The organism is Streptomyces sp. SLBN-118 (genome assembly GCF_006715635.1).
In the GTDB taxonomy this organism is placed as follows: domain Bacteria; phylum Actinomycetota; class Actinomycetes; order Streptomycetales; family Streptomycetaceae; genus Streptomyces.
On record NZ_VFNP01000001.1, the window covers coordinates 2,252,139 to 2,274,799 of the forward strand.

The 22,661-nt window shown below is 70.0% G+C and carries 15 protein-coding genes; 4 read left to right on the top strand and 11 right to left on the bottom strand.

Annotated elements, in window-relative coordinates; genetic code table 11:
* The first annotated feature begins 80 nt into the window (after nucleotides 1–80).
* Together FBY35_RS10090 and FBY35_RS10095 are read left to right on the top strand one after the other, a co-directional pair.
* The gene (locus FBY35_RS10090; RefSeq protein ID WP_142213458.1) at nucleotides 81–650 is read left to right on the top strand and encodes a DUF742 domain-containing protein; all 570 of its coding nucleotides are present in this window, start codon (nucleotides 81–83) and stop codon (nucleotides 648–650) included.
* Nucleotides 631–1,212, top strand: a complete 582-nt coding sequence (locus FBY35_RS10095) for an ATP/GTP-binding protein (RefSeq protein WP_050791473.1) — start codon at nucleotides 631–633, stop codon at nucleotides 1,210–1,212. Before FBY35_RS10090 ends, FBY35_RS10095 begins: the two co-directional genes overlap by 20 nt.
* A gap of 185 nt (nucleotides 1,213–1,397) precedes the next feature.
* Here FBY35_RS10095 and FBY35_RS10100 read toward each other — a convergent pair whose 3' ends face one another.
* The 6 genes from FBY35_RS10100 to FBY35_RS10125 all read right to left on the bottom strand — a co-directional run bounded on the left by FBY35_RS10100 (nucleotide 1,398) and on the right by FBY35_RS10125 (nucleotide 12,022).
* Nucleotides 1,398–1,616 (bottom strand): acyl-CoA carboxylase subunit epsilon, encoded by a 219-nt coding sequence (locus tag FBY35_RS10100; RefSeq protein WP_142213459.1) that lies wholly within the window; start codon nucleotides 1,614–1,616, stop codon nucleotides 1,398–1,400.
* Between the two features lie 28 nt (nucleotides 1,617–1,644).
* On the bottom strand, nucleotides 1,645–3,228 hold the full coding sequence (locus tag FBY35_RS10105) for an acyl-CoA carboxylase subunit beta (RefSeq protein ID WP_142213460.1): 1,584 nt from the start codon (nucleotides 3,226–3,228) through the stop codon (nucleotides 1,645–1,647).
* Between the two features lie 154 nt (nucleotides 3,229–3,382).
* Entirely contained in the window at nucleotides 3,383–5,665 is a 2,283-nt protein-coding gene (locus tag FBY35_RS10110) for a polysaccharide lyase 8 family protein (protein ID WP_142213461.1), read from the bottom strand.
* A 102-nt stretch (nucleotides 5,666–5,767) separates the two neighbouring features.
* Complete coding sequence (locus FBY35_RS10115) at nucleotides 5,768–9,610, bottom strand: endo-alpha-N-acetylgalactosaminidase family protein (RefSeq protein ID WP_142213462.1); 3,843 nt, start codon at nucleotides 9,608–9,610, stop codon at nucleotides 5,768–5,770.
* Nucleotides 9,611–9,692: 82 nt separating this feature from the next.
* Nucleotides 9,693–11,360 carry an FAD-dependent monooxygenase gene (locus FBY35_RS10120; protein ID WP_186356898.1) on the bottom strand — a complete coding sequence of 556 codons (1,668 nt, stop codon included), beginning with the start codon at nucleotides 11,358–11,360 and terminating at the stop codon, nucleotides 9,693–9,695.
* A 149-nt stretch (nucleotides 11,361–11,509) separates the two neighbouring features.
* Nucleotides 11,510–12,022, bottom strand: coding sequence for a hypothetical protein (locus FBY35_RS10125; protein ID WP_142213464.1), 513 nt, complete (start codon nucleotides 12,020–12,022; stop codon nucleotides 11,510–11,512).
* 253 nt (nucleotides 12,023–12,275) lie between these two features.
* On the opposite strand from FBY35_RS10125, the gene FBY35_RS10130 reads away from it, so the two are divergent.
* On the top strand, nucleotides 12,276–12,890 hold the full coding sequence (locus FBY35_RS10130) for a YceI family protein (RefSeq protein ID WP_142213465.1): 615 nt from the start codon (nucleotides 12,276–12,278) through the stop codon (nucleotides 12,888–12,890).
* A gap of 91 nt (nucleotides 12,891–12,981) precedes the next feature.
* Here the strand turns inward: FBY35_RS10130 and FBY35_RS10135 are convergent, their stop codons facing one another.
* The 5 genes from FBY35_RS10135 to FBY35_RS10155 all read right to left on the bottom strand — a co-directional run bounded on the left by FBY35_RS10135 (nucleotide 12,982) and on the right by FBY35_RS10155 (nucleotide 20,533).
* The gene (locus tag FBY35_RS10135) at nucleotides 12,982–14,172 is read right to left on the bottom strand and encodes a S8 family peptidase (RefSeq protein WP_142213466.1); all 1,191 of its coding nucleotides are present in this window, start codon (nucleotides 14,170–14,172) and stop codon (nucleotides 12,982–12,984) included.
* Nucleotides 14,173–14,413: 241 nt separating this feature from the next.
* On the bottom strand, nucleotides 14,414–14,683 hold the full coding sequence (locus FBY35_RS10140) for a DUF1876 domain-containing protein (protein WP_142213467.1): 270 nt from the start codon (nucleotides 14,681–14,683) through the stop codon (nucleotides 14,414–14,416).
* The gene (locus FBY35_RS10145; RefSeq protein ID WP_142213468.1) at nucleotides 14,683–16,017 is read right to left on the bottom strand and encodes a hypothetical protein; all 1,335 of its coding nucleotides are present in this window, start codon (nucleotides 16,015–16,017) and stop codon (nucleotides 14,683–14,685) included. The genes FBY35_RS10140 and FBY35_RS10145 overlap by 1 nt, the downstream gene beginning before the upstream one ends.
* A gap of 316 nt (nucleotides 16,018–16,333) precedes the next feature.
* Nucleotides 16,334–19,420: a glycoside hydrolase family 3 N-terminal domain-containing protein gene (locus tag FBY35_RS10150; protein WP_142213469.1), complete on the bottom strand. Its 3,087-nt coding sequence runs from the start codon at nucleotides 19,418–19,420 to the stop codon at nucleotides 16,334–16,336.
* A gap of 138 nt (nucleotides 19,421–19,558) precedes the next feature.
* On the bottom strand, nucleotides 19,559–20,533 hold the full coding sequence (locus FBY35_RS10155; protein ID WP_142213470.1) for a LacI family DNA-binding transcriptional regulator: 975 nt from the start codon (nucleotides 20,531–20,533) through the stop codon (nucleotides 19,559–19,561).
* Nucleotides 20,534–20,786: 253 nt separating this feature from the next.
* On the opposite strand from FBY35_RS10155, the gene FBY35_RS10160 reads away from it, so the two are divergent.
* Nucleotides 20,787–22,658, top strand: a complete 1,872-nt coding sequence (locus FBY35_RS10160) for a ricin-type beta-trefoil lectin domain protein (RefSeq protein ID WP_142213471.1) — start codon at nucleotides 20,787–20,789, stop codon at nucleotides 22,656–22,658.
* The last annotated feature ends 3 nt before the right edge of the window (nucleotides 22,659–22,661 follow it).

The window sequence follows — 22,661 nt, forward strand, 5'->3', positions numbered from 1 at the left end:
TTCACGCCACCGCACCATAGGGTGCGGTGGCGCGGCTCCACAGGGACAGGGACCGGCGACCGGCAGTCGGAGGAGGAAACGTGGCAACACCACCGGGCGGACGCCCTTATGACGATGCTCACCAAACGCCGGGTGATCACTCTCAGAACCGTTTCAACTTTCCTTCCACGCCGAGCAGACAGGGCGCCCAGCAGCCCTACCAGCAGCCGCAGTCGCCGTACGACCCCTCGTACAACCAGCCGCCGCAGCCGCGCATTCAGCCGGTACAGCCCCGTCGGGCACCGGAAGGCGCACCGGCGCAGGGCACGCACAACCCGTTGGTGCGGCCGTACGCCATGACCGGCGGCCGGACCCGGCCGCGCTACCAGCTCGCCATCGAGGCACTGGTCAGCACCACGGCCGATCCGTCGAGGCTGCAAGGGCAGTTGCCCGAGCACCAGCGGATCTGCCGGCTGTGCATCGAGATCAAGTCGGTCGCGGAGATCTCGGCACTTCTCACCATCCCCCTCGGCGTTGCCCGTATCCTCGTCGCCGACCTGGCGGAGGCCGGACTTGTCGCCATCCACCAGCCCGGCGGCGACGAGTCCGCCGGCGGCCAGCCAGATGTGACACTGCTCGAAAGGGTGCTCAGTGGACTTCGCAAGCTCTAGCGGCGGTGCAGCCCGCTCAACCACCAGCGCGAAGATCGTGGTGGCGGGCGGCTTCGGCGTGGGCAAGACCACGTTCGTCGGCGCCGTCTCGGAGATCAACCCGCTGCGTACCGAAGCCGTCATGACCAGCGCGTCCGCGGGCATCGACGACCTCACCCACACCGGAGACAAGACCACCACCACGGTGGCCATGGACTTCGGCCGCATCACCCTGGACCAGGACCTGATCCTGTACCTGTTCGGCACACCCGGACAGGACCGCTTCTGGTTCATGTGGGACGACCTCGTCCGCGGCGCCATCGGCGCCGTCGTCCTCGTCGACACACGCCGACTCGCCGACTGCTTCCCCGCAGTCGACTACTTCGAGAACAGCGGCCTGCCCTTCGTCATCGCCCTCAACGGCTTCGACGGACACCAGCCCTACAACCCCGAAGAAGTACGCGAGGCACTCCAGATCGGCCCGGACACCCCGATCATCACGACGGACGCCCGGCATCGGGCGGACGCGAAGAGCGCGCTCATCACCCTGGTTGAGCACGCCCTGATGGCGCGCCTGCGGTAAGCCGGTTACCGCGGTCGCCTGTCTGTCTCTGTGGGGAAGCCCCCGCGCTCCTTCGGGAGGGCGGGGGCTTTCTCATATCCGGGGCTCCGGCCCCCCGTAGGGGGAGGGGAAGGTGGGGAAAAGGCTGCGGCCCCGCCCACCAACACGGTGGTCGGAGCCGCAGAAGGCCTCTGGAGGGCCGGGCGTCAGCCCTGCCAGCTGTGGGACGGCTGGAAGCCGCGCTGGCGCTCCAGGCGCCGCCAGCCGGCCGTGGAGCTGCCACGGTGCGCGGCCGGAGCCTCGGGCTGCGTGGCCGCACGCGCGAGCAGCACCGCGGTGATCGCGGCCAGCTCCTCGGGGTCGGCGTGACCCTTCTCGACGCGCAGCAGAGAGGAGGACAGGGGGTTCTCGGCGGAAGTACTCATGGGCGATCAAGCTCCAGTCTTCGCAGGGTCACTGCGGGGGGTTGCCGTGTTTGCGGGAGGGCAGGTCGGCGTGCTTGGTGCGGAGCATGGCGAGGGATGCGATCAGCACCCCGCGGGTCTCGGCCGGGTCGATGACGTCGTCGACCAGACCGCGCTCGGCGGCGTAGTAGGGGTGCATCAGCTCGGCCTTGTACTCCTTGACCATGCGCACCCGCATCGCCTCGGGGTCCTCGGCATCGGCGATCTGCCGGCGGAAGATGACATTGGCGGCACCCTCGGCGCCCATCACCGCGATCTCGTTCGTCGGCCACGCGTAGGTCAGGTCCGCGCCGATGGACTGGGAGTCCATCACGATGTACGCCCCGCCGTACGCCTTGCGCAGGATCAGCGAAATACGCGGCACCGTGGCATTGCAGTACGCGTACAGCAGCTTGGCGCCGTGCCGGATGATCCCGCCGTGCTCCTGGTCCACCCCCGGCAAGAAGCCGGGCACGTCCAGCAGCGTAATGATCGGGATGTTGAAGGCGTCGCACATCTGCACGAACCGGGCCGCCTTCTCGGAGGCCTCGATGTCCAGCACCCCCGCCAGCGACTGCGGCTGGTTGGCCACGATGCCCACCACCTGCCCGTCCAGGCGGGCCAGGGCGCAGATGATGTTGCGGGCCCAGCGTTCGTGGATCTCCAGGTAGTCGCCGTCGTCGACGAGCTCCTCGATCACCTTGTGCATGTCGTAGGGCCGGTTGCCGTCCGCGGGAACCAGGTCCAGCAGCGCCTCGCCACGCCGGTCCGCGGGGTCCTCGGCCGCGACGGACGGCGGGTTCTCCCGGTTGTTGGACGGCAGCATCGCCAGCAGGTAGCGCACCTCGGCGATGCAGGTCTCCTCGTCGTCGTACGCGAAGTGCGCGACACCCGAGGTCTCGGCGTGCACGTCCGCGCCGCCCAGCCCGTTCTGCGTGATCTCCTCGCCGGTCACCGCCTTGACCACATCCGGGCCGGTGATGAACATCTGCGAGGTCTCCCGCACCATGAACACAAAGTCGGTCAGCGCCGGACTGTAGGCAGCCCCGCCCGCGCACGGGCCGAGCATCACCGAGATCTGCGGAATCACCCCCGACGCGCGGGTGTTGCGCTGGAAGATGCCTCCGTACCCGGCCAGCGCCGAGACACCCTCCTGGATCCGGGCCCCCGCGCCGTCGTTCAGCGACACCAGCGGCGCACCCGCCGAGATCGCCATGTCCATAATCTTGTGGATCTTCGTCGCATGAGCCTCACCCAGCGCCCCGCCGAAAATCCGGAAATCATGCGCGTACACGAACACCGTGCGGCCCTCGACCGTGCCCCACCCGGTGATCACACCATCCGTGTACGGCTTCTTCGCCTCCAGACCGAACCCCGTCGCCCGATGCCGGCGCAACTGCTCGACCTCATGGAACGACCCCTCATCCAGCAGCAGCCCGATCCGCTCCCGCGCCGTCAGCTTGCCCTTCGCATGCTGCGCCTCGGTCGCCCTCTCACTCGGCCCACGACGGGCCTCCTCACGAAGGGCATGCAGCTCCGCCACACGTCCCCGGGCGTCACTCGGCTCGCTGGTGGTCTCGTCCAAAACGGTCATGCATCGACCCTACGGATCCGACCAAGAAAACAGTCCCGTCGACTCCACACAGTCTCCGGAGCGTTCTCCTGTCACCACCTGACAGAACACTTGCCCACTGCAGCCCTAGTACCAGCCGAGTGCCACCAAGCTTTGTGGAGGTTCAACAAGGCGTTCACCTGAGAGCCACTTCACAGTGATGGGTGGCTCCAGCGGTGCCCCCGCTGATCCGCAGCCGCAGCGAGCTTCCGGTGGCGAGGACTTCGATCGACGCGTCCTTGCTGGTCACCTTACGCACCGGGTGGTGCCAGGTGATCTCCAGCGGCACTCCCGTGCGCGGCGGCTCGCTGAAATGAAGGCTCGCTGTGTGCCGATTACTCCGAACGAGGGCACTCGCCGGTGCCTTCAGAGTGAGCGGGCCCACCGTACCGGGCTGCCAGAAGTTCGCCGCGGTCAGTCCCAGGGAGCGGACGGCGACGGCCTGGCAAGCCCCGCTGTTGGCGAGGATCCGCAGCCATCCCTCGTCCCGGGCGCGGGCGGCGAGTACCCGGTGTCCCGCCCCGGGCATCAGCAGATACGCGTACGAGGCGTCCACCGGGTCCGTCCCGTGGTCGAGCCAGAGGGTCTGGTAGAGGCGGGTGGCACGCCGGGTCGAGCTGGTGGTGTTGATGTCGCTCCAGGCTCCGGTGCGCTCCTCGCGCAGGGTGCACAGTCGCTGCATGCCGCCCGGGAAGACCCAGCCGCCGTGGCCTTCGAGGTGGGCCCAGCCGCGGCCGATGGTGAGCCTGCTCGTGCCGTCGGCGCCGAGGTTGCGGTTGTCGACGATCGTCTCGACGGGTACGCCGTCAGTGCTGGTGATTCCGGCGCCCAGGCAGATGACCGCGTCCGCGACGCAGAACCAGGACTTGCGGGCCACAAGGGTGGAACCGAGGCCAAGCAGGTGCTGGCCGACGGCCGCGAACTCGCCGTCGCTCGCCCCGCCGACCCACTGCGCGACGGGCTTGGGTTCGCCCCATTCGCCACCCGCCCGGTCGGCAAGTCGCTTGGTCGACACTGTCGTTCCGGGCAGCCGGTAGAAGTCGACGGTGGGCCAGAACCAGTCGGTGTACTGGCCGCCGTTGTCCGGAGTCCACCAGTAGGTCATTCCGGCGCCGGTGTGCCAGCCCCGCGGATTCTCGCCGTTGCCGCACTCGTAGTACGCGATCCGCTCCGAGGCCATGGCGATGTTCGCGGCCCAGCCGGGCCGGCGGTGCACGGCCCGGTCCATGGAGGCGAAGAGCTGATGGCCGACCGGCTCGGGCGCCGCGGCCACGGGCGCGGCAGCGACCGCGTGCAGCCGGGCGAGGTCGGCGACGCCGAACTGCCCGGCGGTGAGGACCGGGGTGGTGGTGTCCCGCTCGATCCAGCCCTTGATCCGGGCGTGCCACCTGTCCCGCTCGGCCGCCGAGGCCCCGCCCGCGAGCAGCGCGATCGCGGCGATGACCCCCTGTCCGTGGAAGTGGTCGCTGCGCATGATCCCGCGGTCGTCGCTCTTGAGGTAACCCCTGCTGATGGCCCGGCCGTTGACGCTGTCCATCATCAGCCCGTCGTGGATCAGCGGCGCGTACGCGTGCTCGACGCTGTCCAGGATGATCTGCCGGCCCGGGTCGGTGACGGCCCAGGCCGAGCCCGCGAGCAGGGCGAAGAGGCGGCCGAGACCGTCCAGCAGGACCTGTCCGTACGTGCCGGAGTAGGCGACCCAGGTGTGCTGGACGAACGAGCCGTCGGCGTAGAGGCCGTCGCCCTTGGTGGCGTAGGGGAAGACGGGCGAGAGGGCGTCCCTGGCGAGGGCGATCTTGGCCGGGTTCCTGCCGAGGACGCCGCGCAGCGCGACGGAGCGGCACAGGTCGACGCGGTTGGCGCCGGTGGAGGTGCCGCTGTAGTCGCCGAGCGCCGCGTCGGAGACGAAGTGGTCGAGGGTCGCGAATGCGGCCTCGCGCTGTGCGGCGGTGAGCCGATCGTGCAGGACGGCGACGCTGTCCATGAGGAGGCGGGGACTGCCTATCTGCCATTCCCACCAGTTGCCGTAGCGGGTGGTGGAAGGGTTGTAGATCTTCGCCGCGAGATGGTCGAGGCCGCGGACGATGTCGGCGAGGAGTCCCGGGTCTTCTGTGAGCCCGGTGCCCTGTTGTGCGTACGCCTGGGTCATGGTCCACAGGCGGCTGTAGCTCTGGGTGATCCCGGAGGGCGGGTCGAAGGGGTAGCCGGGCCACAGGGAAGTGTCGCCGGGGGCCATCGAGGCACGGAATCCGGCGGCGAGCCGTCCGGTCTCGGCAAGGCGGGAGGCGTAGGGCTCGGCGGTCGGGTCGTAGCCGGTACCGAGGCTGATGTCCAGCCAGCGCTGCCGGAGAGTCTCGTACGGATCGTCGGCCAAGGCGGGTCCGGGGGAGGCGAGGATGAGTGCGCTCGCCGACATCATCCCGAGAACGCTACGGCGTGACCACACGGCAGCCTCCAGTACGTGATGGGAAGCGCTTGCCCCCAGGGTCTGCGCTCAACACGAGGGGCAAGCGCGGCTCATTTACCCCGGGGCTCCGCACCGGAATCGCGCACTGCCCCAGTCGGCGTGGTCGTTGCCGTTCCCGTCGCCGCCGTCGCCGACGACCAGATCGACATACGAGGCGCCGGTGACGTCCGCGGTCAGCTGCCAGGCCGCGTCGGCGGCCTTCAGGACCGGCGACTTCACCTGCTCGGCGCCGTCCGCCAGGACGCTGAACTGGACGCTGCCGCGCGAGATCTGGACGTCGTCCACCCCCACCTCGGCGGTGAAGGACGTGCACTGCCCGCCCAGGTAGTAGCGGACCTTCGCGGGAGCGTGGGTGCCGAGCCCCTTGGCGTACGCCACTCCCCCGATGGTCAGCGGGGCGCCGTCGCCCGTGCCCGTCTCGCCGTTGGAGACATCGCGCTCGACCGGCCCCCAGCCGTTCTCCGCGCTCGCCCAGTCGAGGTCACTGGCCCAGGCGTCGGCGGCGGGCGGTGGCGGCAGGGTGCGTACCGAGGCTGCGGCAGCGAGCTTTTGAGCCGAACCGCCGACGTCGTACGTGACCTGCGAACCAAGCGTGTACGTCTGGTACTTGGCGTCCCGCGGCGGTGTGACCTGCCAACTGCCGCCGGCCTTCGCCCCCGGCGCGACCTCGTCGAATGACAGGGGTCCCGAGGGCTCCGCCGTCCACCCCTCGGGCAGGGCCAGAGCGATCGAGACGCCGGTCGCGGGCTGCGCCTCGTAGTTGGTGAACACCGCCTTGACCTCGTTCTTCCGGCCGGGCTCCAGGGTCTCGGCGGCCGGTTCGACGCTCAGCGTCCCGCAGGCCGCCTGCCCCGCCGCCGGACCGAGGTCCGTGACGGTGAAGCCGTCGAGGACGAAGTCGGCGCCGTCCGGGGCGTCGTCCCGCTTGCGCAGACCGGTCCAGGTGTCGCCGCAGCCCGCCGTGACGGTCTCGGTGAAGTGCCCGGTGGTCCCCTGCTGCCCCATCGGCGTGCGACGGGTCTCCACGGAGCCCGGGGTCCCGTCCGCGCCGATCCTGTCGTATCCGGTGACCCACTCGTACGCACCCGCGTGGCTCGACTGGTAGTCGTACTCGACCCGGTAGCTGTGCCCGTTGCTCATCGGCACGGTCCAGGGTGCCGTTCGGTAGACGAGACCGGCGTTCTCCTCGTGGGACTTCAAGGACTCGCCGCCGTCCAGCACATCGTCGATCAGCTTCCTGTTCCAGCCCACCTGGGTGTACGGGGCGTGCTTCTGCGCGATGTGGGTGCGCGGGTCGGTGACGCCGCCCGCGTCGCCCTTGAGGAAGGGGCCCCACCCCTGGTCGACCGCCTCGAAGTCCTCGTACGCAACGGTGCCCGGCCTGGTGGCGGGTGCACTCTTGACGACGCGTACGTCGTCGATCCGCACACGCGCCGAACTGCCGCTCGCTGCCTCGGCCTTGAGGGTGGCCGTGCCGTCCGCGGGCGCGGTGAAGTGCACCTTGGCCCGCTGGAAGTAGCTGTCGTGCCGGTCGGACGCGGCGACCTGGTCCTTCGCGGTCGAGCGCTCGACGGTGACGGACGCGCCGCCCGCGGACAGGGTCGTACGCCGCTCCCTGCCCGGCTGGACCTCGATCCAGGCGGACGCGCTGTAGCGGGCCCCGGGGGTGAGCCCGGTCAGCCGCTGGGAGAGCGAGGCGGCGGACGTCCCGCTCAGGGCGGCACTGTTGCGGCCGTGGTCGTCGGTGTCCCGGACGACCGTGCCGCGCTTGGACCAGTCGTCCAGACCCACGTCGTTGAAGCCGGGGTCGGCGACCGGCCCGCCCTCGCCCCACCGCGGGTCCGCGGGGGCGGGCGCGCGGTCCGGGTAGAGGACGTACGGCTGTCCTGCGGCGGCGGTCAGGCTGATCCGGCCGCCGGCCGGGCGTACGGTGCCGGTCTTCACGCGTCCGTTGTCGGTGAGCTTGTAGACGGTGTACGAGGCCGCACCGCGCACGGCCCAACTGCTGCTGCCACCCGCCTTGTTGTAGTGGTAGAGCTTCCTGCCGCCGTCCCACGGCAGGAGGTAGGCGTCGCCGTCCAGGACCTTGCGGCCGTGGTCGTAGAAGCTGCGGCGGCCGTCCTCGACCGTGCCCCGGACTTGGCCGGTGAAGGTCAGGTCGTTGCCGTTCCAGCGGGTGATCTGCTGGTGCTGGAGGTATTTGGCGGGCAGATCGCGCTGCCAGACATTGGCGTAGAAGGCGTTCCAGTCGCTCTCGCCCGTCCAGCCCTCGAAATCCTCCAGTGCACTCTGGCCGAGGACCGGGTGATTGTTCCAGACGTCCTTCTCGCCGTTGCGGATGAAACGGATGATCTGGGAGTTGAGGCCCTTGTTGGTGGCCCCGCCGTAGTCGAGGTCATTGGCCCAGTGCGACCAGAGCGAGGCCCGCTCGAACTTGTCGGCCCATTCGGTGGCGACGTTCCAGCCCTGCGCCTGCACGGCCTGGAGGGTCTTGTCGGCGATCCAGCCGTGCGTGTGGTAGACGTCGATGTAGAGGAGGGAGAGATTCGGGTCGGTCTCGTCCCTCAACTGCTGGAATCTGCGGGCGAGATCACCGCTGTTGATGTCGCGGCGCTGGTCGATGTAATAGCTCTGGTTCAGCCAGTTCCAGCCCGGCTTGGTCTTGTCGACGAGGGTTTCGCTGAAGCTCTTCGCCTCCGGGTACGACTCGGTCGCGTTCACATGCACACCGAAGGCCGCGCCCCACTTCCTGCCCTTCTTGAGCAGCGTATTGAGGTCGGCCAGTCCCCCGGCCCGCTTGTTGTAGTGACCGCCGTAGTCGGGGTGGGCGGAGTCGTGGCCCTCGGAGCCGTATCCCTTCAGCAGCGCCAGCTGGCCGAGTCCGTCGGTGGCGAGCGAGATCCGCTTGACGTCGTCCAGGGTGCGCAGGAAGGGGTGGGTGGCCTGGCTGGCGAAGTTGAACGGGATGTGGGTGATCACCCGGTCCGGCGTCCGCTCGCTGCCCGGGGCCCTGGCCCCGATCGAGCGGAAGGCCACGGCGCCGTCCTGCCAGTCGACCTTCCTGTCGCCGTTGGCGTCGGGGGTGACCACGACCTTCGCCCAGGGCAGGTCCCTGCCGCTCGCGGGCTGCGGGGCACCGCTCCCCCGGTAGGTCCACTGCCCCGACCAGACTCCGACGCGCGTGCTGCCGTCCGCGGCCTTGCGGGCCTGGTGCCAGAAGCGGGCGTCGTCGCCTCCGGTGGCTCCGCCGGGCCTGTCGTAGCTGGAGTTGGACTCGACGGCGGCGGCGAGGGAGCCGGTGTTGACGAGAGCGTAGGAGGCTCCGACGGGTGCCAGGTCCGCCGCCGTCCCGTCCGTGACCCCGGCAAAGACGTCGGCGGTCTTCGTCGAGTCGGGGTCCAGGCGCGTGAAGGCGGTCGCGGCGCCGGACTCCGTACTGCCGACCGAGACGAGGTCGTGCCCGGGGATGTCGATCGTGCCCACACGGAAGGCCTCGGTGTCGCGCACCGCGGTGACCTTGAAGGTCACGGCCCGTCCGGCGACGGTCAGCCCCGCGTCGATCTCGACCCCGGGCAGGGCGGCGAAGGCCAGGGTGTACGCGGCACTCGACGCCGTGAGGGCGGGCGCGCCCTTCAACTGCACCGCGTACGCAGTGCCGTTGAGGACGACCTCGGTGACCGGGTTCGTGCTCCCGAGGAGCGTGGCCCCACCCGCCCGGTCGCTGTACGAGAGGACCCGCGGGAAGTCCTCGGCGACGGTGACCGAGAGCTGCGGTGAACCGATGACGGCAGGTGCATCGGCCTCGCCCGCGGCGGCGGGGAGTGCGGGTCCGGCGAGGGCGAACACGGCGGATGAGACTGCGGCGAGGGCACGGGCCGCACGGAGTCTTCGTGGCATGGGGACTGAGTAGCCCTCCGCTCTCGCCACCGTCAACGAAGTCGTGCGCGGAGGCGAGCGGCAGTCCAACAACCGCCGTGCGTTAGTCCAAGTCGGCTGCCGCCCCGTGGGTCGCGGCGAAGGTGGCTGCGAGATGGGCGGCCAGCTGCTTCGGGTCCGGCGGACAGAGGCGGGCGCCGAGGTGGCCGTCCGGGCGGATCACGAAGGCCGTCGGCTGCTCCACGGCGTAGAGGCGGGCGAACTCGCCGCGGCTGTCGCGGTAGACCGGCAGGAGCGTCGCGCCGGCCGGGGCATCGGCCTCCAGGACCACGCAGGTCTCCACCCGGCCCCCGGACGACTCCCGGGCCGCCTCGGCGAGTTCGAGCCCGTGCCCGTTCCCGTTCCCGTGCCCGCTTCCGAACAGCAGCAGTATGTGGCCGCGGTCCCGGAGGAGGTCGTACAGGCGCAGCGGGTAGGCGGCGATCGGGCCGGTGAGACCGCCGCAGTCCGGGGCCCGGTCGCCCGGCCGGGGTCCGGGGCCGTCGCCGGGCGGGTCCGCGAGCGGGCTGCCCCGGTAGGAGACGAGCAGCTGCGCCTCGCGCAGCATCAGGGTCGCCGGGTCGGCGGGGTCGGCCTGGACTCCCTCGGTGGCATGCCGCACGGTACGGCCGACGACCTCCTCGCCGACCGGCCGGCGTTCGGCGTCGTAGCTCGCGAGCAGGCCGGGGTGGGCCGCCCCCTCGACCGCCAGCGCGAGCTTCCAGGCCAGGTTCCAGGCGTCCTGGATACCGGTGTTCATGCCCTGGGCGCCCGTCGGCGGGTGAATGTGCGCCGCGTCCCCGGCGACGAAGACCCGGCCCTCTCCGTACCGGTCCACGAGCCGGTGGCTGATGCGGAACACCGAGGCCCAGCGGATGGCCGAGGCGGTCGTCTGCTGCGGGGAGAGCCGGTCCAGGACGGCCTGGATGTCGGAGAGCCCGGGGGCCCGTCCGCCCTCCAGGCCGTGCGCCACCCCATCGGACGCCCCGGCGGCCTCGGCCTGCCGTGCGGTCGAGAGCTCGGGCGGTACCAGCATCGACATCCGGTACCGGCCCGAGCCGGGCAGCGGGATGCAGACCAGCAGGTCGTCGACCGCGCCGTCGCCGTCCCGGTGCATGGCACGTACGCCGTACCCGGGCGGGAGGTCCCAGTCGACCTCCACGTCGGCGAGCATGTACTCCTCGGGGAAGGCGCCGCCTTCGAAGCTGAGCCCGAGCCCCTTCCGGACGAGGCTGTGCGCGCCGTCGCAGCCCACCAGGAAGCGGGTCCGCAGCTCTTCCTCCGCGCCGGAGGGGGTACGCAGCCGGCTGGTCACCCCATCGGCGTCCTGGGCGAACGACACCAGTTCCGTGCCGCGCTCGATCCGGGTCCCGTACCGCGTGAGGAACTCCTCGAGGATGCGCTCGGTCTCGTACTGCGGAAGCGCGGCGAAGCCGTACGGCACCTCGGGCGGCAGGGCGAGGTCTATGCGGGGCTGCTCGGCACCGTCGACGTAGGTCAGCTGGCCCCGCATCGGGACGGCCGCGTCCATGGCGGCGCGGACCAGGCCCATCCGGTCCCAGATCTCCAGGGTGCGCGGCTGGATGCCCACGGCCTTCGCGAACGGCAGCCGGGCGGGCAGCCGGTCCACGATCCGGCAGGAGACCTGGCGCCTGCGCAGTTCCGCGGCCGTGGTCAGGCCGACCGGGCCGGCACCCACGACCAGTACGTCCGTTGCGTAGGTGTGCGCCACTGGCGCCTCCCTGGATTGCCGCCCCCGGACAAGGCGGTGCAACTCCATGGTCACCGGTCGTCCGGCGGTCGGCATCCTTCCCGGCCGCGAGTGCACGCCCGGGCAGCGGGTGCGGGACAGCCGCCGACCGGGCGCCCCAGGGCGGGGGCTCAGCAGCCGCCGCAGTTGTAGTAGAGGACATCCCAGTGGCTGCCCTCGTCCGCGTAGATGTTCCCCGACCCCGACCTCCACTGCGGAGCCCCGTCACCCGGCCGCGCTCCGATGTACGTGAAGGTGTTCCTGATGTAGTTCCCGACGCATGTGTACTTGCTGAAGTCGAGCTTGTAGCCGTTCCAGTGCGAGTACGTACCGCTCGCGTGCCCGGTCTCCGTACCGCCGGTGATGTTGAGCGCGCATCCGCTCGCGCTCTTGAGCGTCTGCGCGCCCTTAGCGGTCGCGAGGTTCAGCTGCTCGAAGGAAGTACAGGTGGGGTTGTTGCGGTTGGAGCAGCCGCCGGACGAGGACCATGTGATCCCCGACGAGCGGAACATCGACGTCGCCGTGGCATGGCTGATCTTGGTGACGGCGTGGGCGTCCGTCGCGCCGGTGATGACGCCGAAGCCGGGGGCGAAGAGCGCGCCGGTGACAAGGGCGAGCGAGACGAGTGCGGGGCGGATTCTCATGGCGGGGGCCTCCTGCTGATGACCGCCCGGACCGTGCGTTCCGGTGCGGACCGGGCATTCGGTGGGACGGCAGTGCAGGTGGAGCAGTCCGATGGTGCCCGAGTTCTACGCGCGTCGCCAGAGGCCTGCCGCGACCTCTCGGTGAACCTGGCGCAAAAGAAATCGAACTTGTTGAACTTTGAAGGGAATATGCCTACAGTCGACGTCGTTGAAGCTTAAACAACACGCAAACACGTCCCCCAAGGAGCGCGTCATGGGTCTCTTCAACCGCAAGGCCGACACTGCCGCAGGCACTGCCACCACCACCCGCGAGGTGGACCCGGCACTGGTCGCCCTCACAGGCGACTACAACCTCGATCCGGCCCACAGCAGCATCGGCTTCACCGTCCGCCACGCCATGGTCACCAACGTCCGCGGCTCGTTCGGGGACTTCTCCGGCAGCCTGCACCTGAACGGCGCCGACCCCCACCGCTCGACCGCCGAGATCGACGTCAAGATCTCCAGCATCGACACCGGGATCGCCGACCGCGACGGCCACCTGCGCAGCGGTGACTTCTTCGAGGCCGAGCAGTTCCCGCTGATGACGTTCCGCTCCACGCACGCCGAGCAGCTGGGCGGCGACACGTACCGCATCACCGGTGACCTGACGATCAAGGACGTCACGCGCCCGCTCGCCATCGACCTGGAGTTCAACGGCTCCGCCACCGACCCCTACGGCAACGAGCGCGTCGGCTTCGAGGGCAAGGCCGAGATTCTGCGCTCCGACTGGGGCCTGACCTGGAACGCGGCGCTGGAGACCGGCGGCGTCATGGTCAGCGACAAGGTCAAGCTGAGCTTCGACATCTCCGCCATCAAGGCCGCCGCCTGATCCCGGCCCCCGACCCCCTGAGCGCGCCCGCCCTGCCGTCCCCCGCGGCCTGGGCGGGCGCTCGGTCGTGCGGCTGAACCGATCCCGTGGCTCAGAGACCGTCGGTGTAGAGGATCTTGTTGGGCGACCCGGCACTGAGACCGGCCAGGACATTCTTGGTGGACCAGGTGTTGAGCCAGGCAGCGACCTGATCCGGCGCCGCGGTCGGGTTGATCGCCTTGTAGAGCGCGGCAGCCCCCGTGACATGCGGAGAGGCCATGGATGTGCCGCTCAGGGAGACGCTGCCGCCGCCGAGCTTCGCGGAGACGATGTCGGCGCCCGGAGCGTAGAGCGCGACACAGTCGCCGAAGTTCGAGAAGTCGGTCTCCTTGTCGTTGCGCCCGGACGCGGCGACCGTGACCACGCCGTCCGCGGACGCCGGCGAGACGTTGCAGGCGTCCGCCGCTTCGTTCCCCGCCGCGACGACCGGCAGCACGCCGCTCTCCGAGAGCGCGGTCGCCGCTTCGTTCACCGTGACGGACTTGGAGCCACCGAGGGAGGCGTTGAGCACGGCGGGCTGCACGGCGTTCTCGGCCACCCAGTCGAACCCCGCAAGGACACCCGACCAGGAGCCCGTGCCCTCACAGTCGAGTACGCGGACGCTCACCAGCGAAACACCGCGCGCCACACCGTGGGTCGCGCCGCCGACCGTGCCCGCGACATGCGTTCCGTGCCCCTGGCAGTCCCGGCCGCGCCGGCCGTCCCCGACGACGTCGAAGCCGTACGTGGCGCGCCCGCCGAACTCGCTGTGGCCGAAGTCGATTCCGGTGTCGAGGATGTACGCGGTGACACCGATGCCGGTGCCGTTCACCTTGAACTGGCTGTTGAGCGGCAGACGGCGCTGATCGATCCGGTCGAGACCCCAGGACGCGGCCGGTACGCGCTCGGCACCGGCCTCCTCCATGGGCAGCGCGGTGACCTCGGCATCCTCCTCGACGGCGGCAACACCGGGCGTCGTACGCACGGTCTTGAGCTGAAGCGCGGTCAGCGGGGCGGCGAAGCCGCGCAGTGCGGACTTGTAGGAGTAGTGAGACGTCAGGCCGAGCTTGCGCACCACCTCGTCCGGGTCGGCGCTCGGGCTGAGCGACACGATGTAGCGGCCTTTCAGGGCCTTCGGGGAGTGGTACAGCGGGGCCGGGGCGGGGGCATACGGCTCGGCGGACGCGGACAGCGGCCCGGCGGACATCACGGCGGCGGCAAAGGCCGCGGCGGCAAAGGCTTTGAGCCTCGTTCGGTTTGGCATGCGCTCGAGGCAAGCACGCAAAAACGATCACAGTCAATCACGCGCGGTCGCTGTTCGAGCACTTTCCGTAGTTGATTCGATTTCCGCCCCCCATGTGGACCGGTCGTCGAGTCGTACAGCCGGGTTGTACGGCACGTGACGGCTCAAGCGAGCCCTGCGAGGGGAGGCGGCACATATACACACGACGAAACGGCCCGAGCGGGTCCGGACGCCCGGGCCGCCTTCGTCGCCGTGCGCCGAGTCAGGCGCGGAGGTGATCCACCCGCTCCCCGGTGTGGGTCTCGATCTCCGCCGCCGCCTCGTGCAGCAGCCGATGTGTCAACTCGCTGAGGGCACGGGCCACAGCCAGTTCGTCTCCGATGTGCGGGACGTTCTGGTCGGCACGATTGCGGTGTGCCGTTCCCTCTCCGACGATCAGTTCCGCGCTCTGGCCGCGCAGCCGGGCCTCGGCCTTGGTCAGGTGATTGTTCTCCGTGATGACGATCTCGACATTCCACTTCTTGGTCTGCATCAGAAACCACCGCCTCCGTCGAATCCGCCCCCGCCGTCGAAGCCTCCGCCGCCTCCCCAGTCGCCTCCGCCGAAGTCGGAGGAGTTGAAGTCGGCGCCGGAGTAGTCACCACCGCCGAAGTCGCCACCGCCGTACTCCGCCGCGTACGCCGGGGTGGACAGCGCGCTGCCCAGCAGCGTGCCGACGAGCAGGCCGGGCAGGAGGCCGCCGCCGAAGTAGCCGCCCGCCCATGGGCCGTACGCGGGGCCCGCGTCCCAGTACGGGCGGTGGCCGGACGCGGTTTCGACCATGCGTGCCTGCGGGTCCTCGCCGTCCTCCAGGCGGGCCGCGTCGGCGGCGCAGACCGGGACCTCGCGGGGCATGCCGCCCGCCGGAATCCACATCATGTCCGTCGTGGAGGGACCGTGGCGCGGGTCGAAGAAGCAGGGGGCGCGGCGCTCGGGAATGGCCTCGCCCGTGCGGCGGGCGTCCAGGACCGCGAGCGAGAACCGGCCGTCCTCAAGAGCCTGGGTGACGGGGCGTACGTCACTGGGGTGTTGGGCCGAACCCATCAGGGACTTCGCCTTGTCGTACGAGTCGAGTGCGCGCTCGTAGTCGGCGCGCATGGCATCGTCCGCGCCCTTTTCGGAGGGGTGGAAGTCGAGCCGGTCGAGTTCCTCGCCGAAGGCGGTGATGTCCTCGTCGACGACGACGCGCAGCTTGTCGAGAGCGGCCCGCTCCTCCGCGGCCTTCCGCTGGCGGTTGCGGCGGACGATCGTGTACGCGCCCGCACCGCCTGCGGCCAGGACCGCGCCGAGCACGACCAGGGTTCCGTAGTCCGTCCCGTCGTCGGGGCCTGCACCCCACGAGGCGGGAGCGCTGCCGCGCAGCTGGGGAAGGGCCTGGTCGACGAAGTTGTTCAGCTGGGTTTCGGCGTCGGTGCCAGGGGGCGTCCTGACCGCGGTGACCAGGTTCCGCACGGCCTGGCCGGACATGACACTGCGGTCCGCTCCCGCGTTGAAACCGTTGCCGAGACGGACGGCGTACAGGCCGGTGATGCCGGTCTCGGTACGGAGGTTGCGCAGGACCGAGCCCGGCGGGAACTCCGCGGCATTGGGGAGGACGGCCACGAAGAGGGGCTTGTCGGCGTCCTTGATCTTCTTGGCGAGGGCGTCGGCGTCGGCCTTCGAGAGCTGGCCGGAGGCGCGGGGATCGACGTAGACCGGGCTCTTCTTCAGCGCTGCCGCCACTGTCTCGGGGCCGGTGGCCGCGTGCGCTTCCGGCGTCGCGAGGAGGGCGGTCGCGGGGAAGGCGAGCAGCAGGCCGGACAGGGCGGTGAGCAGCCGGGTCTTCATACTTCGACGCTACCCGAATAGGGGTGAATGCGGACAGCTCGGGCCTTACGGAACCCGAACGTGGTCGCCTGCGGCAGGCATGTTCCCGACCCCGACCCCCTACGGCCTGGCGGCCGTGGGGGGGTGCCCCCATCCCGTACCGAGGGGCTACGCCCCCTGGACCCCGTATGCGACCTTCGGCCGCATGTCCTCAATCGCCGGACGGGCTGAAATGTGCGGCTCGGCCGCACATTTGGCCCCGTGGGGGTCCCCCCGGACGAAGTCTGGGGGAGTTTGAGGAGCGGGGGTCCGGGGGCAGAGCCCCCGGGGCTGGGGACTACCCCCGCCTGAACGCCACCGTCAGGGCGGCCACCGCTCCCGTCACGTCACCCCCCAGCGCAAGGTGATCCGCCTCCGCGAACGGCTTCGACACCGCCGCCGTCACATGCCGGCCGGTCTTCTGCTGGACGATCAGCCGCGCCTGGGAGACAAGCGCACGAGCCTCCGGGGAGTCCCCACGTCCCGCCGCCTGAAGGACCCTGGCCGCGAGGGCGATCGCCTTGAGGGTGAGTTCCCCGCCCCGCGGGGGCTTTTGCAGCGTGGTCAGACCCCACCCGTAGGGATACTGCGGGTCGTACGCCGCGTCGCCGACGTTGATCGGCAGCTGGTTCGCCGACTTGGGCCAGGTGACCGGGAGCTGCCCGGTGAAGGGCCGCTTGCCGTAGAGGACATCGGCGACTCCGTCGCCCTCCGTGCCGGGGAGCCAGGAGGCGACGAGCGCGTCGATGTCGCCGAGGCGGTCCCCGATCAGCTGGGGGCGGCCCGAGACGATCAGGACCGCGCACTTCATGGCCCCGCAGACCTTGTCGACTGCCGCCTTGTCCGCCGCGCCGAGCTCCAGGTCGTGGCCGTTGCCGACGTCGCCGATGCCCTCGGCGTACGGGGTTTCGCCGACGACGACCACTCCGACGTCATGGCCGTCCATCGGCGCGGAGGCGTCCTTGGAGTAGGTGGGGGCCGTGTCCGGCGCGGCCTTCTTCATGGCCTCCAGAATCGTCGTGCCGGTGGTGATCTTTCCGGAGGAGCCCTGCCAGGTGACGGTCCAGCCGCCGGCCTGGTTGCCGAGGTCGTCGGCATTGGACCCGGCGACGTACACCTTCTGCGACGGCTTCAGCGGCAGGACCGCGCCGTCGTTCTTCAGCAGGACCTGGGACTTGGCGGCGGCCTCGCGTGCGACCGCACGGTGTGCGGCCGAGCCGACGGTGCCGATGTTGGCCGTGTCCGCGTACGGCTTCTCGAAGAGGCCGAGCGTGAACTTCTGCGTCAGGATCCGGGAGACCGCGTCGTCGATCCGGGCCCGGCTGATGCGGCCCGTGTTCACCTCCTCCTGCAGCGTCCGGTGGAAGTCGGGGTATGCCGTCGGGACCATGATCATGTCGAGTCCGGCGTTGACGGACGTCCGCACATCGCTCGCGTAGTCGCCCGGAATCTGGTCGATCGCCTGCCAGTCGCTGATGACGAATCCCTTGAAGCCCATGCGGTCCTTGAGCACGCCGTTGATCATCTCCGCACTGGCGTGCATCTTCACCGGGCCCTTGTCGTCGCCGACGATGTCGAGCGAGGAGTACGAGGGCATGACCGAGCCGGTGCCGCGCTTCACCGCTTCGGCGAAAGGCGCGAGGTGTACCGCTTCCAGCTCCTGACGGGTGACCTTGGTGATGCCCTGGTCGATCGTGTACGAGCCGGTGGTGGACGAGCCGTACTCCGTGCCGCCGTCGCCGGCGAAGTGCTTCGCGGTGGCCAGCACCTTGTCGTTGCGAGCGAGGTCCTTGCCCGAGGGCGGTCCCTGCATGCCTCTGATGACGGTCTCCATGGCGGTGACCAGCGCCGGGTCCTCGCCGAAGGACTCGTACGAGCGACCCCAGCGCTCGTCGCGGGTGACGCAGAGGCAGGGTGCGAAGTCCCACGGAACGCCGGTGGCGCGTACTTCCTTCGCCGTCACCGCTCCGGCCTTCTCGGCGACGGCCGGGTCACGGGTGGCCCCGATGCCGATGTTGTGCGGCATGATCGTCGACCCGATGACATTGTTGTGGCCGTGGACGGCGTCCACACCGTAGATCAGCGGGATCTGGAACCGCGTTGCCTGGGCGCGCAGTTGGTAGGCGTCCACCATCCTGGCCCAGGCCTCGGGGGCGTTGGGCGTGGGCACCGAACCGCCGCCGGAGAGCAGTGAACCGAGGTCGTAACGTGCGATGTCACCCTGCGACTTGAGGGCGTTGCGCTCGGCCTGGGTCATCTGGCCGGCCTTCTCCGCGAGCGTCATCCGGGAGAGGAGGTCGGCGACGCGCTTCTTCACGGGGAGCCGGGCGTCGAGATACGGGAGTCCGTGAGCGTCGACGACGACCTGCGGAGTCTCGGCCGGGGGCTTGGCGCCGGTGACGGTGAGTTTGATCGGGATCGTCTCGGCGGACTCGGCCGCGGTGTCCTTCTTGGTGGCGACGGCGACGGTCCGGGACGTACCGGAGACCGATCCCGCCGGGAAGGTGACGGTGCCGGAGACCGGGGCGTAGTCCGTGCCCGCTTCGGCGGTGCCGCCCTCGGTCGTGTACGCGACGGTCACGGGCTCGTCGATCGGGCCGGATCCTGTGGTCGCCACGGAGATCTTCACCTGGGCGGTGCCGCCCTCGTCGACCGGGTACACGGCGGCGTCGGTGACGACCTTCGCCTTCAGCGCCGGGTCGGCCTTGCCGTACAGCTCGACGCCGTCCATCGCGAACCTGCCGGGCGCGCCGGTGGGGAGTGTCAGCGCGTATCCCCAGATCTCGTTGAGGCCGAGGACCTGGTCGATGCCACCGACAGGCTGGTAGTCGGCGCGGTAGACGAAGTCGGCGAAGGGGATCTCGACGAGATGCCAGCCCTCCCAGTCGTCGGTGAACGATGTGGTCCACAGCTCGGAGGCCTCGCCGTTGGCACCGCCGTCCTTGAGCTCGAAGTTGATGCGCTTGCCGGAACCGGGCGGCAGGGGTGCGGTGTTCTGGCCGTACCACCAGAAGCGGATGCCCTGGTGCGCCGTCCAGTCGTGGGCGGGCTTGTCGAAGGCGAAGTCGTGGGTGAGGCCGCCCCAGGCGCTGATGTCATAACTGCCTTCGAGGACCTTGGCGCCTTCAGGGGCGTCCGCGCGCTCCTTGAACTCCAGCCTGGGCTGGTCGTCGGCGTCGCTGCCCCAGGTGAAGATGCCCTCGGCGGGCGGATTCGCGAAGGGGACCTCGCCCTCGAAGCGGTCGACGGCGACAGGGGCGGGGTCGTCGACTGCGGCGCTGGGGACAGCGGCGGCCAGGAGACCGGTGAGCACGGCGGTCGCGGCGAGCACCGCGGTTCCCCTTCCTGCTCTGCTTCGAAAGCGCGTGCGGGTGCGAGGTGGCATTGCGGCTCCTTCGTGGGTCATGACGCGGTGACAGGGCAGGGCGTGGTGACAGGCAAGGGCGCGTGACGGCCAAGGGCGCGTGACGGGCAAGGGCGCGTGACGGGCAAGGACAGCGACTGGTCAGGGCGCGGCGACTGGTCAGGGCGCGGATCGGCGGACGACCAATTCCGTCGGGAGGACGACCGGTTCCTCCGAGGCCGGGGTACCGCCGAGATGGGCGAGCAGCATCCGCGCCGCCGTTTCGCCCATCTCCCGCATGGGCTGGCGCACGGTCGTCAGGGGCGGTTCGGTCTGCTGCGCGACGGGCAGGTCGTCGAAGCCGACGACGGCGATGTCGTCGGGCACGCTCCGGCCGGCGGCACGCAGGGCCCGCAGCACGCCGACCGCGCTGAGGTCGTTGTGCGCGAAGACGGAGTCGAAAGGGGTGCCGTCGGCGAGGTGCCGTTCGACCGCGAGCTGTCCGGAGAGCTCGGTGAAGTCGCCCTCGGCGATCAGAGGGGTCGGCAGGACGCCGCGGAAGCCGTCGAGCCGGTCGCGTACGCAGCCGAAGTGGCGGCGGCCGGTGACGATCAGCGGGCGGGTGCGGCCCGAGGCCAGCAGATGCCGGGCAGCCGAGGCTCCGCCCTCCAGGTTGGTGGTCGCGACGGAGGGGAATTCGGGGTGGTGGCCGCGGTCGTCGATGAGGACGACCGGGAGGCCCTTTCGGTGCTTCGCGGTGATCGTGCCGAGGGTGTTCTCCGGTTCGATCACGAGGAGTCCGTCGAAGGCGCGGGCCGAGACCTGGCTGGTGAAGCGCTCGACGGACTCGGCGCCGCGGTTGCAGGTGAAGAGCAGCAGTCCGTAGCCGGCGGCCTCGACGGTGTCGACGACTCCCTGGAGAACCTCGCCCATCCAGGGCCAGGTGAGCGGGGGCGTGAGCATCCCGACCGTACGGCTGGCGCCGCGGGCCAGGCCGACGGCGCCGCTGCTGGGTACATACCCGAGGCTTGCGATCACTTCACGAACACGGGCGGCCGTGCCGGAGTCCACTTCGCCCTTGGTGTTCAGGACACGGGACACAGTGGTCTTGCTGACCCCGGCCTCCCGTGCGACGTCGGCGATCGTGACTCGCATCGGGGCCTCCGCGTCGAGGTGGTGGGCGGTGCTGGAACCGGTCCCGGAACCGGTCCCGGGGTCTGGGCGGTGAGTTAACCCCGGGGGAAGAATGCCGTCAATACTTCACGCCGAGATTGGTCAGATCTCAACTCCCACGCGGATCTTGGCCGTTATGCGTTCAGGTCCTGAATACACAAAGCCTTGACGTCGGTACCCAACGGCAGTTCACTCACGCACGTCCCCCACACCACTGCCGGAGAGGGCCCAGCCCATGGCGCGACGTACGAGAACGATCAGGATCCTGCTCGCATCCGCCCTGGCCGCCGCGGGACTGACCGGTCTGACGACCGGCTCGGCGCAGGCCGCGGGCGAGCAGGTGAACATCTGGCTCACCACCACCGACGACGCCGGCGGCAGGCACGTCACACGCGGGCTCCAGCAACAGACGCCCCTCACCTTCCAGGCGGGCAGCGGCGGTTCGGGCACCAACATCACCGTCGACGAGAACACCCGCTTCCAGACCTTCACCGGCGGCGGAGCCTCCTTCACAGACACCGCGGCCTGGCTGATGAAGAGCAGCGGTGCACTGTCGCAGGCGACCCGCGACGAGACAATGAAGAAGCTCTTCTCCCCCACCGAGGGAATCGGGCTCTCCTTCGTCCGCAATCCGATGGGCGGCTCCGACCTGGCCCGCTTCGGCTACACCTACGACGACATCCCCGCGGGCCAGAGTGATCCCTCGCTGTCGAAGTTCTCCGTGGCGCACGATCTCGCCGACGTCCTTCCGCTGACCGGGCAGGCCAAGCGGCTCAACCCGGCGCTGACGACCGTGGCATCGCCGTGGACCGCGCCCGCGTGGATGAAGGACAGCGGACAACTCAACGGCGGCTGGCTGAAGTCGGAGTTCTACGGCACCTACGCCGACTACTTCGTGAAGTATCTCCAGGCCTACCGCGACCAGGGCATCCCGGTCGACTACGTCACCGCTCAGAACGAGCCGACCTGCTGCGACGGCTATCCGTCGATGAGCTGGAACGCCTCGGGTCTGGCCTACTTCACCAAGAGCGAACTGCTGCCCAGGCTCCGCTCGGCGGGCCTGCCCACCAAGGTGCTCGCGCACGACTGGAACTGGGACACCTACGACGCGTACGCCGCGGCCACGGTGAATGACGCGGCGGTGCGCAGCCATCCGAACTTCGGCGGGATCGCCTGGCACGGCTACGGCGGCAACGTGTCCCGGCAGACCGAGGTGCACAACCAGTACCCGCAGCTGGACGCCTTCCAGACCGAGCACTCGGGCGGCACCTGGATCGGCAACCAGCAGCGCGAGGACATGCTGAACATCGTCGACTACACCCGTAACTGGGCGAAGTCGGTGACCAAATGGTCCCTGGCCGTCGACCAGAACCGGGGTCCGCACAACGGCGGCTGCGGCGTCTGCGACGGGCTGATCACCGTCCACAACGGGGACAGCAGGCATGGCCAGGTCGACTACATGATCGAGTACTACACCATGGGCCACCTCACGAAGTTCGTCCGGCCCGGCGCCCAGCGGATCGCCTCCTCGGCGAGCTCGGCCGTGCCGAACGTGGCCTGGCGCAACCCGGACGGTTCGAAGGCGCTGATCGCGTACAACGACTCCTCGTCGGCGCAGTCCCTCACCGTCAACTGGGGCGGGCAGCACGCCACGTACTCGCTGCCCGGCAGGACATCCGCGACCTTCACCTGGTCGGGCACGCAGGGCGGCGGTACGGACACGACGGGCAGCCTCGTCGGACTGGCCGGAAAGTGCCTCGACGTGGCGGGCGGCTCCAGCGCGGACGGTACGGCCGTACAGCTGTGGGACTGCAACGGCTCGGCCGCCCAGCGCTGGACGGTCCGCTCCGACGGCACCGTCCAGGCGCTCGGCAAGTGCCTTGACGTGACCGCGGGATCGACAGCGGACGGCGCGAAGGTCCAGCTGTACGGGTGCAACGGCTCGGGCGCGCAGCAGTGGCGGTGGCAGGCGTCCACCGGCGACCTGGTCAACGCCCCGGCCGACAAGTGCCTGGACGTGAGTGACCATTCGACGGCGAACGGCGCCCGGTCCCAGATCTGGTCGTGCACGGGAGCCGCCAACCAGAAGTGGCGGCTCCAGCCCTGACCC

What these genes read in the sequence shown, in the direction of transcription:
- FBY35_RS10100 (WP_142213459.1), bottom strand. Translation starts at nt 1,616, where the DNA reads ATGAGTACTTCCGCCGAGAACCCCCTGTCCTCCTCTCTGCTGCGCGTC.
- FBY35_RS10105 (WP_142213460.1), bottom strand. Translation starts at nt 3,228, where the DNA reads ATGACCGTTTTGGACGAGACCACCAGCGAGCCGAGTGACGCCCGGGGA.
- FBY35_RS10110 (WP_142213461.1), bottom strand. Translation starts at nt 5,665, where the DNA reads ATGATGTCGGCGAGCGCACTCATCCTCGCCTCCCCCGGACCCGCCTTG.
- FBY35_RS10115 (WP_142213462.1), bottom strand. Translation starts at nt 9,610, where the DNA reads ATGCCACGAAGACTCCGTGCGGCCCGTGCCCTCGCCGCAGTCTCATCC.
- FBY35_RS10125 (WP_142213464.1), bottom strand. Translation starts at nt 12,022, where the DNA reads ATGAGAATCCGCCCCGCACTCGTCTCGCTCGCCCTTGTCACCGGCGCG.
- FBY35_RS10130 (WP_142213465.1), top strand. Translation starts at nt 12,276, where the DNA reads ATGGGTCTCTTCAACCGCAAGGCCGACACTGCCGCAGGCACTGCCACC.
- FBY35_RS10135 (WP_142213466.1), bottom strand. Translation starts at nt 14,172, where the DNA reads ATGCCAAACCGAACGAGGCTCAAAGCCTTTGCCGCCGCGGCCTTTGCC.
- FBY35_RS10140 (WP_142213467.1), bottom strand. Translation starts at nt 14,683, where the DNA reads ATGCAGACCAAGAAGTGGAATGTCGAGATCGTCATCACGGAGAACAAT.
- FBY35_RS10145 (WP_142213468.1), bottom strand. Translation starts at nt 16,017, where the DNA reads ATGAAGACCCGGCTGCTCACCGCCCTGTCCGGCCTGCTGCTCGCCTTC.
- FBY35_RS10150 (WP_142213469.1), bottom strand. Translation starts at nt 19,420, where the DNA reads ATGCCACCTCGCACCCGCACGCGCTTTCGAAGCAGAGCAGGAAGGGGA.
- FBY35_RS10155 (WP_142213470.1), bottom strand. Translation starts at nt 20,533, where the DNA reads ATGCGAGTCACGATCGCCGACGTCGCACGGGAGGCCGGGGTCAGCAAG.
- FBY35_RS10160 (WP_142213471.1), top strand. Translation starts at nt 20,787, where the DNA reads ATGGCGCGACGTACGAGAACGATCAGGATCCTGCTCGCATCCGCCCTG.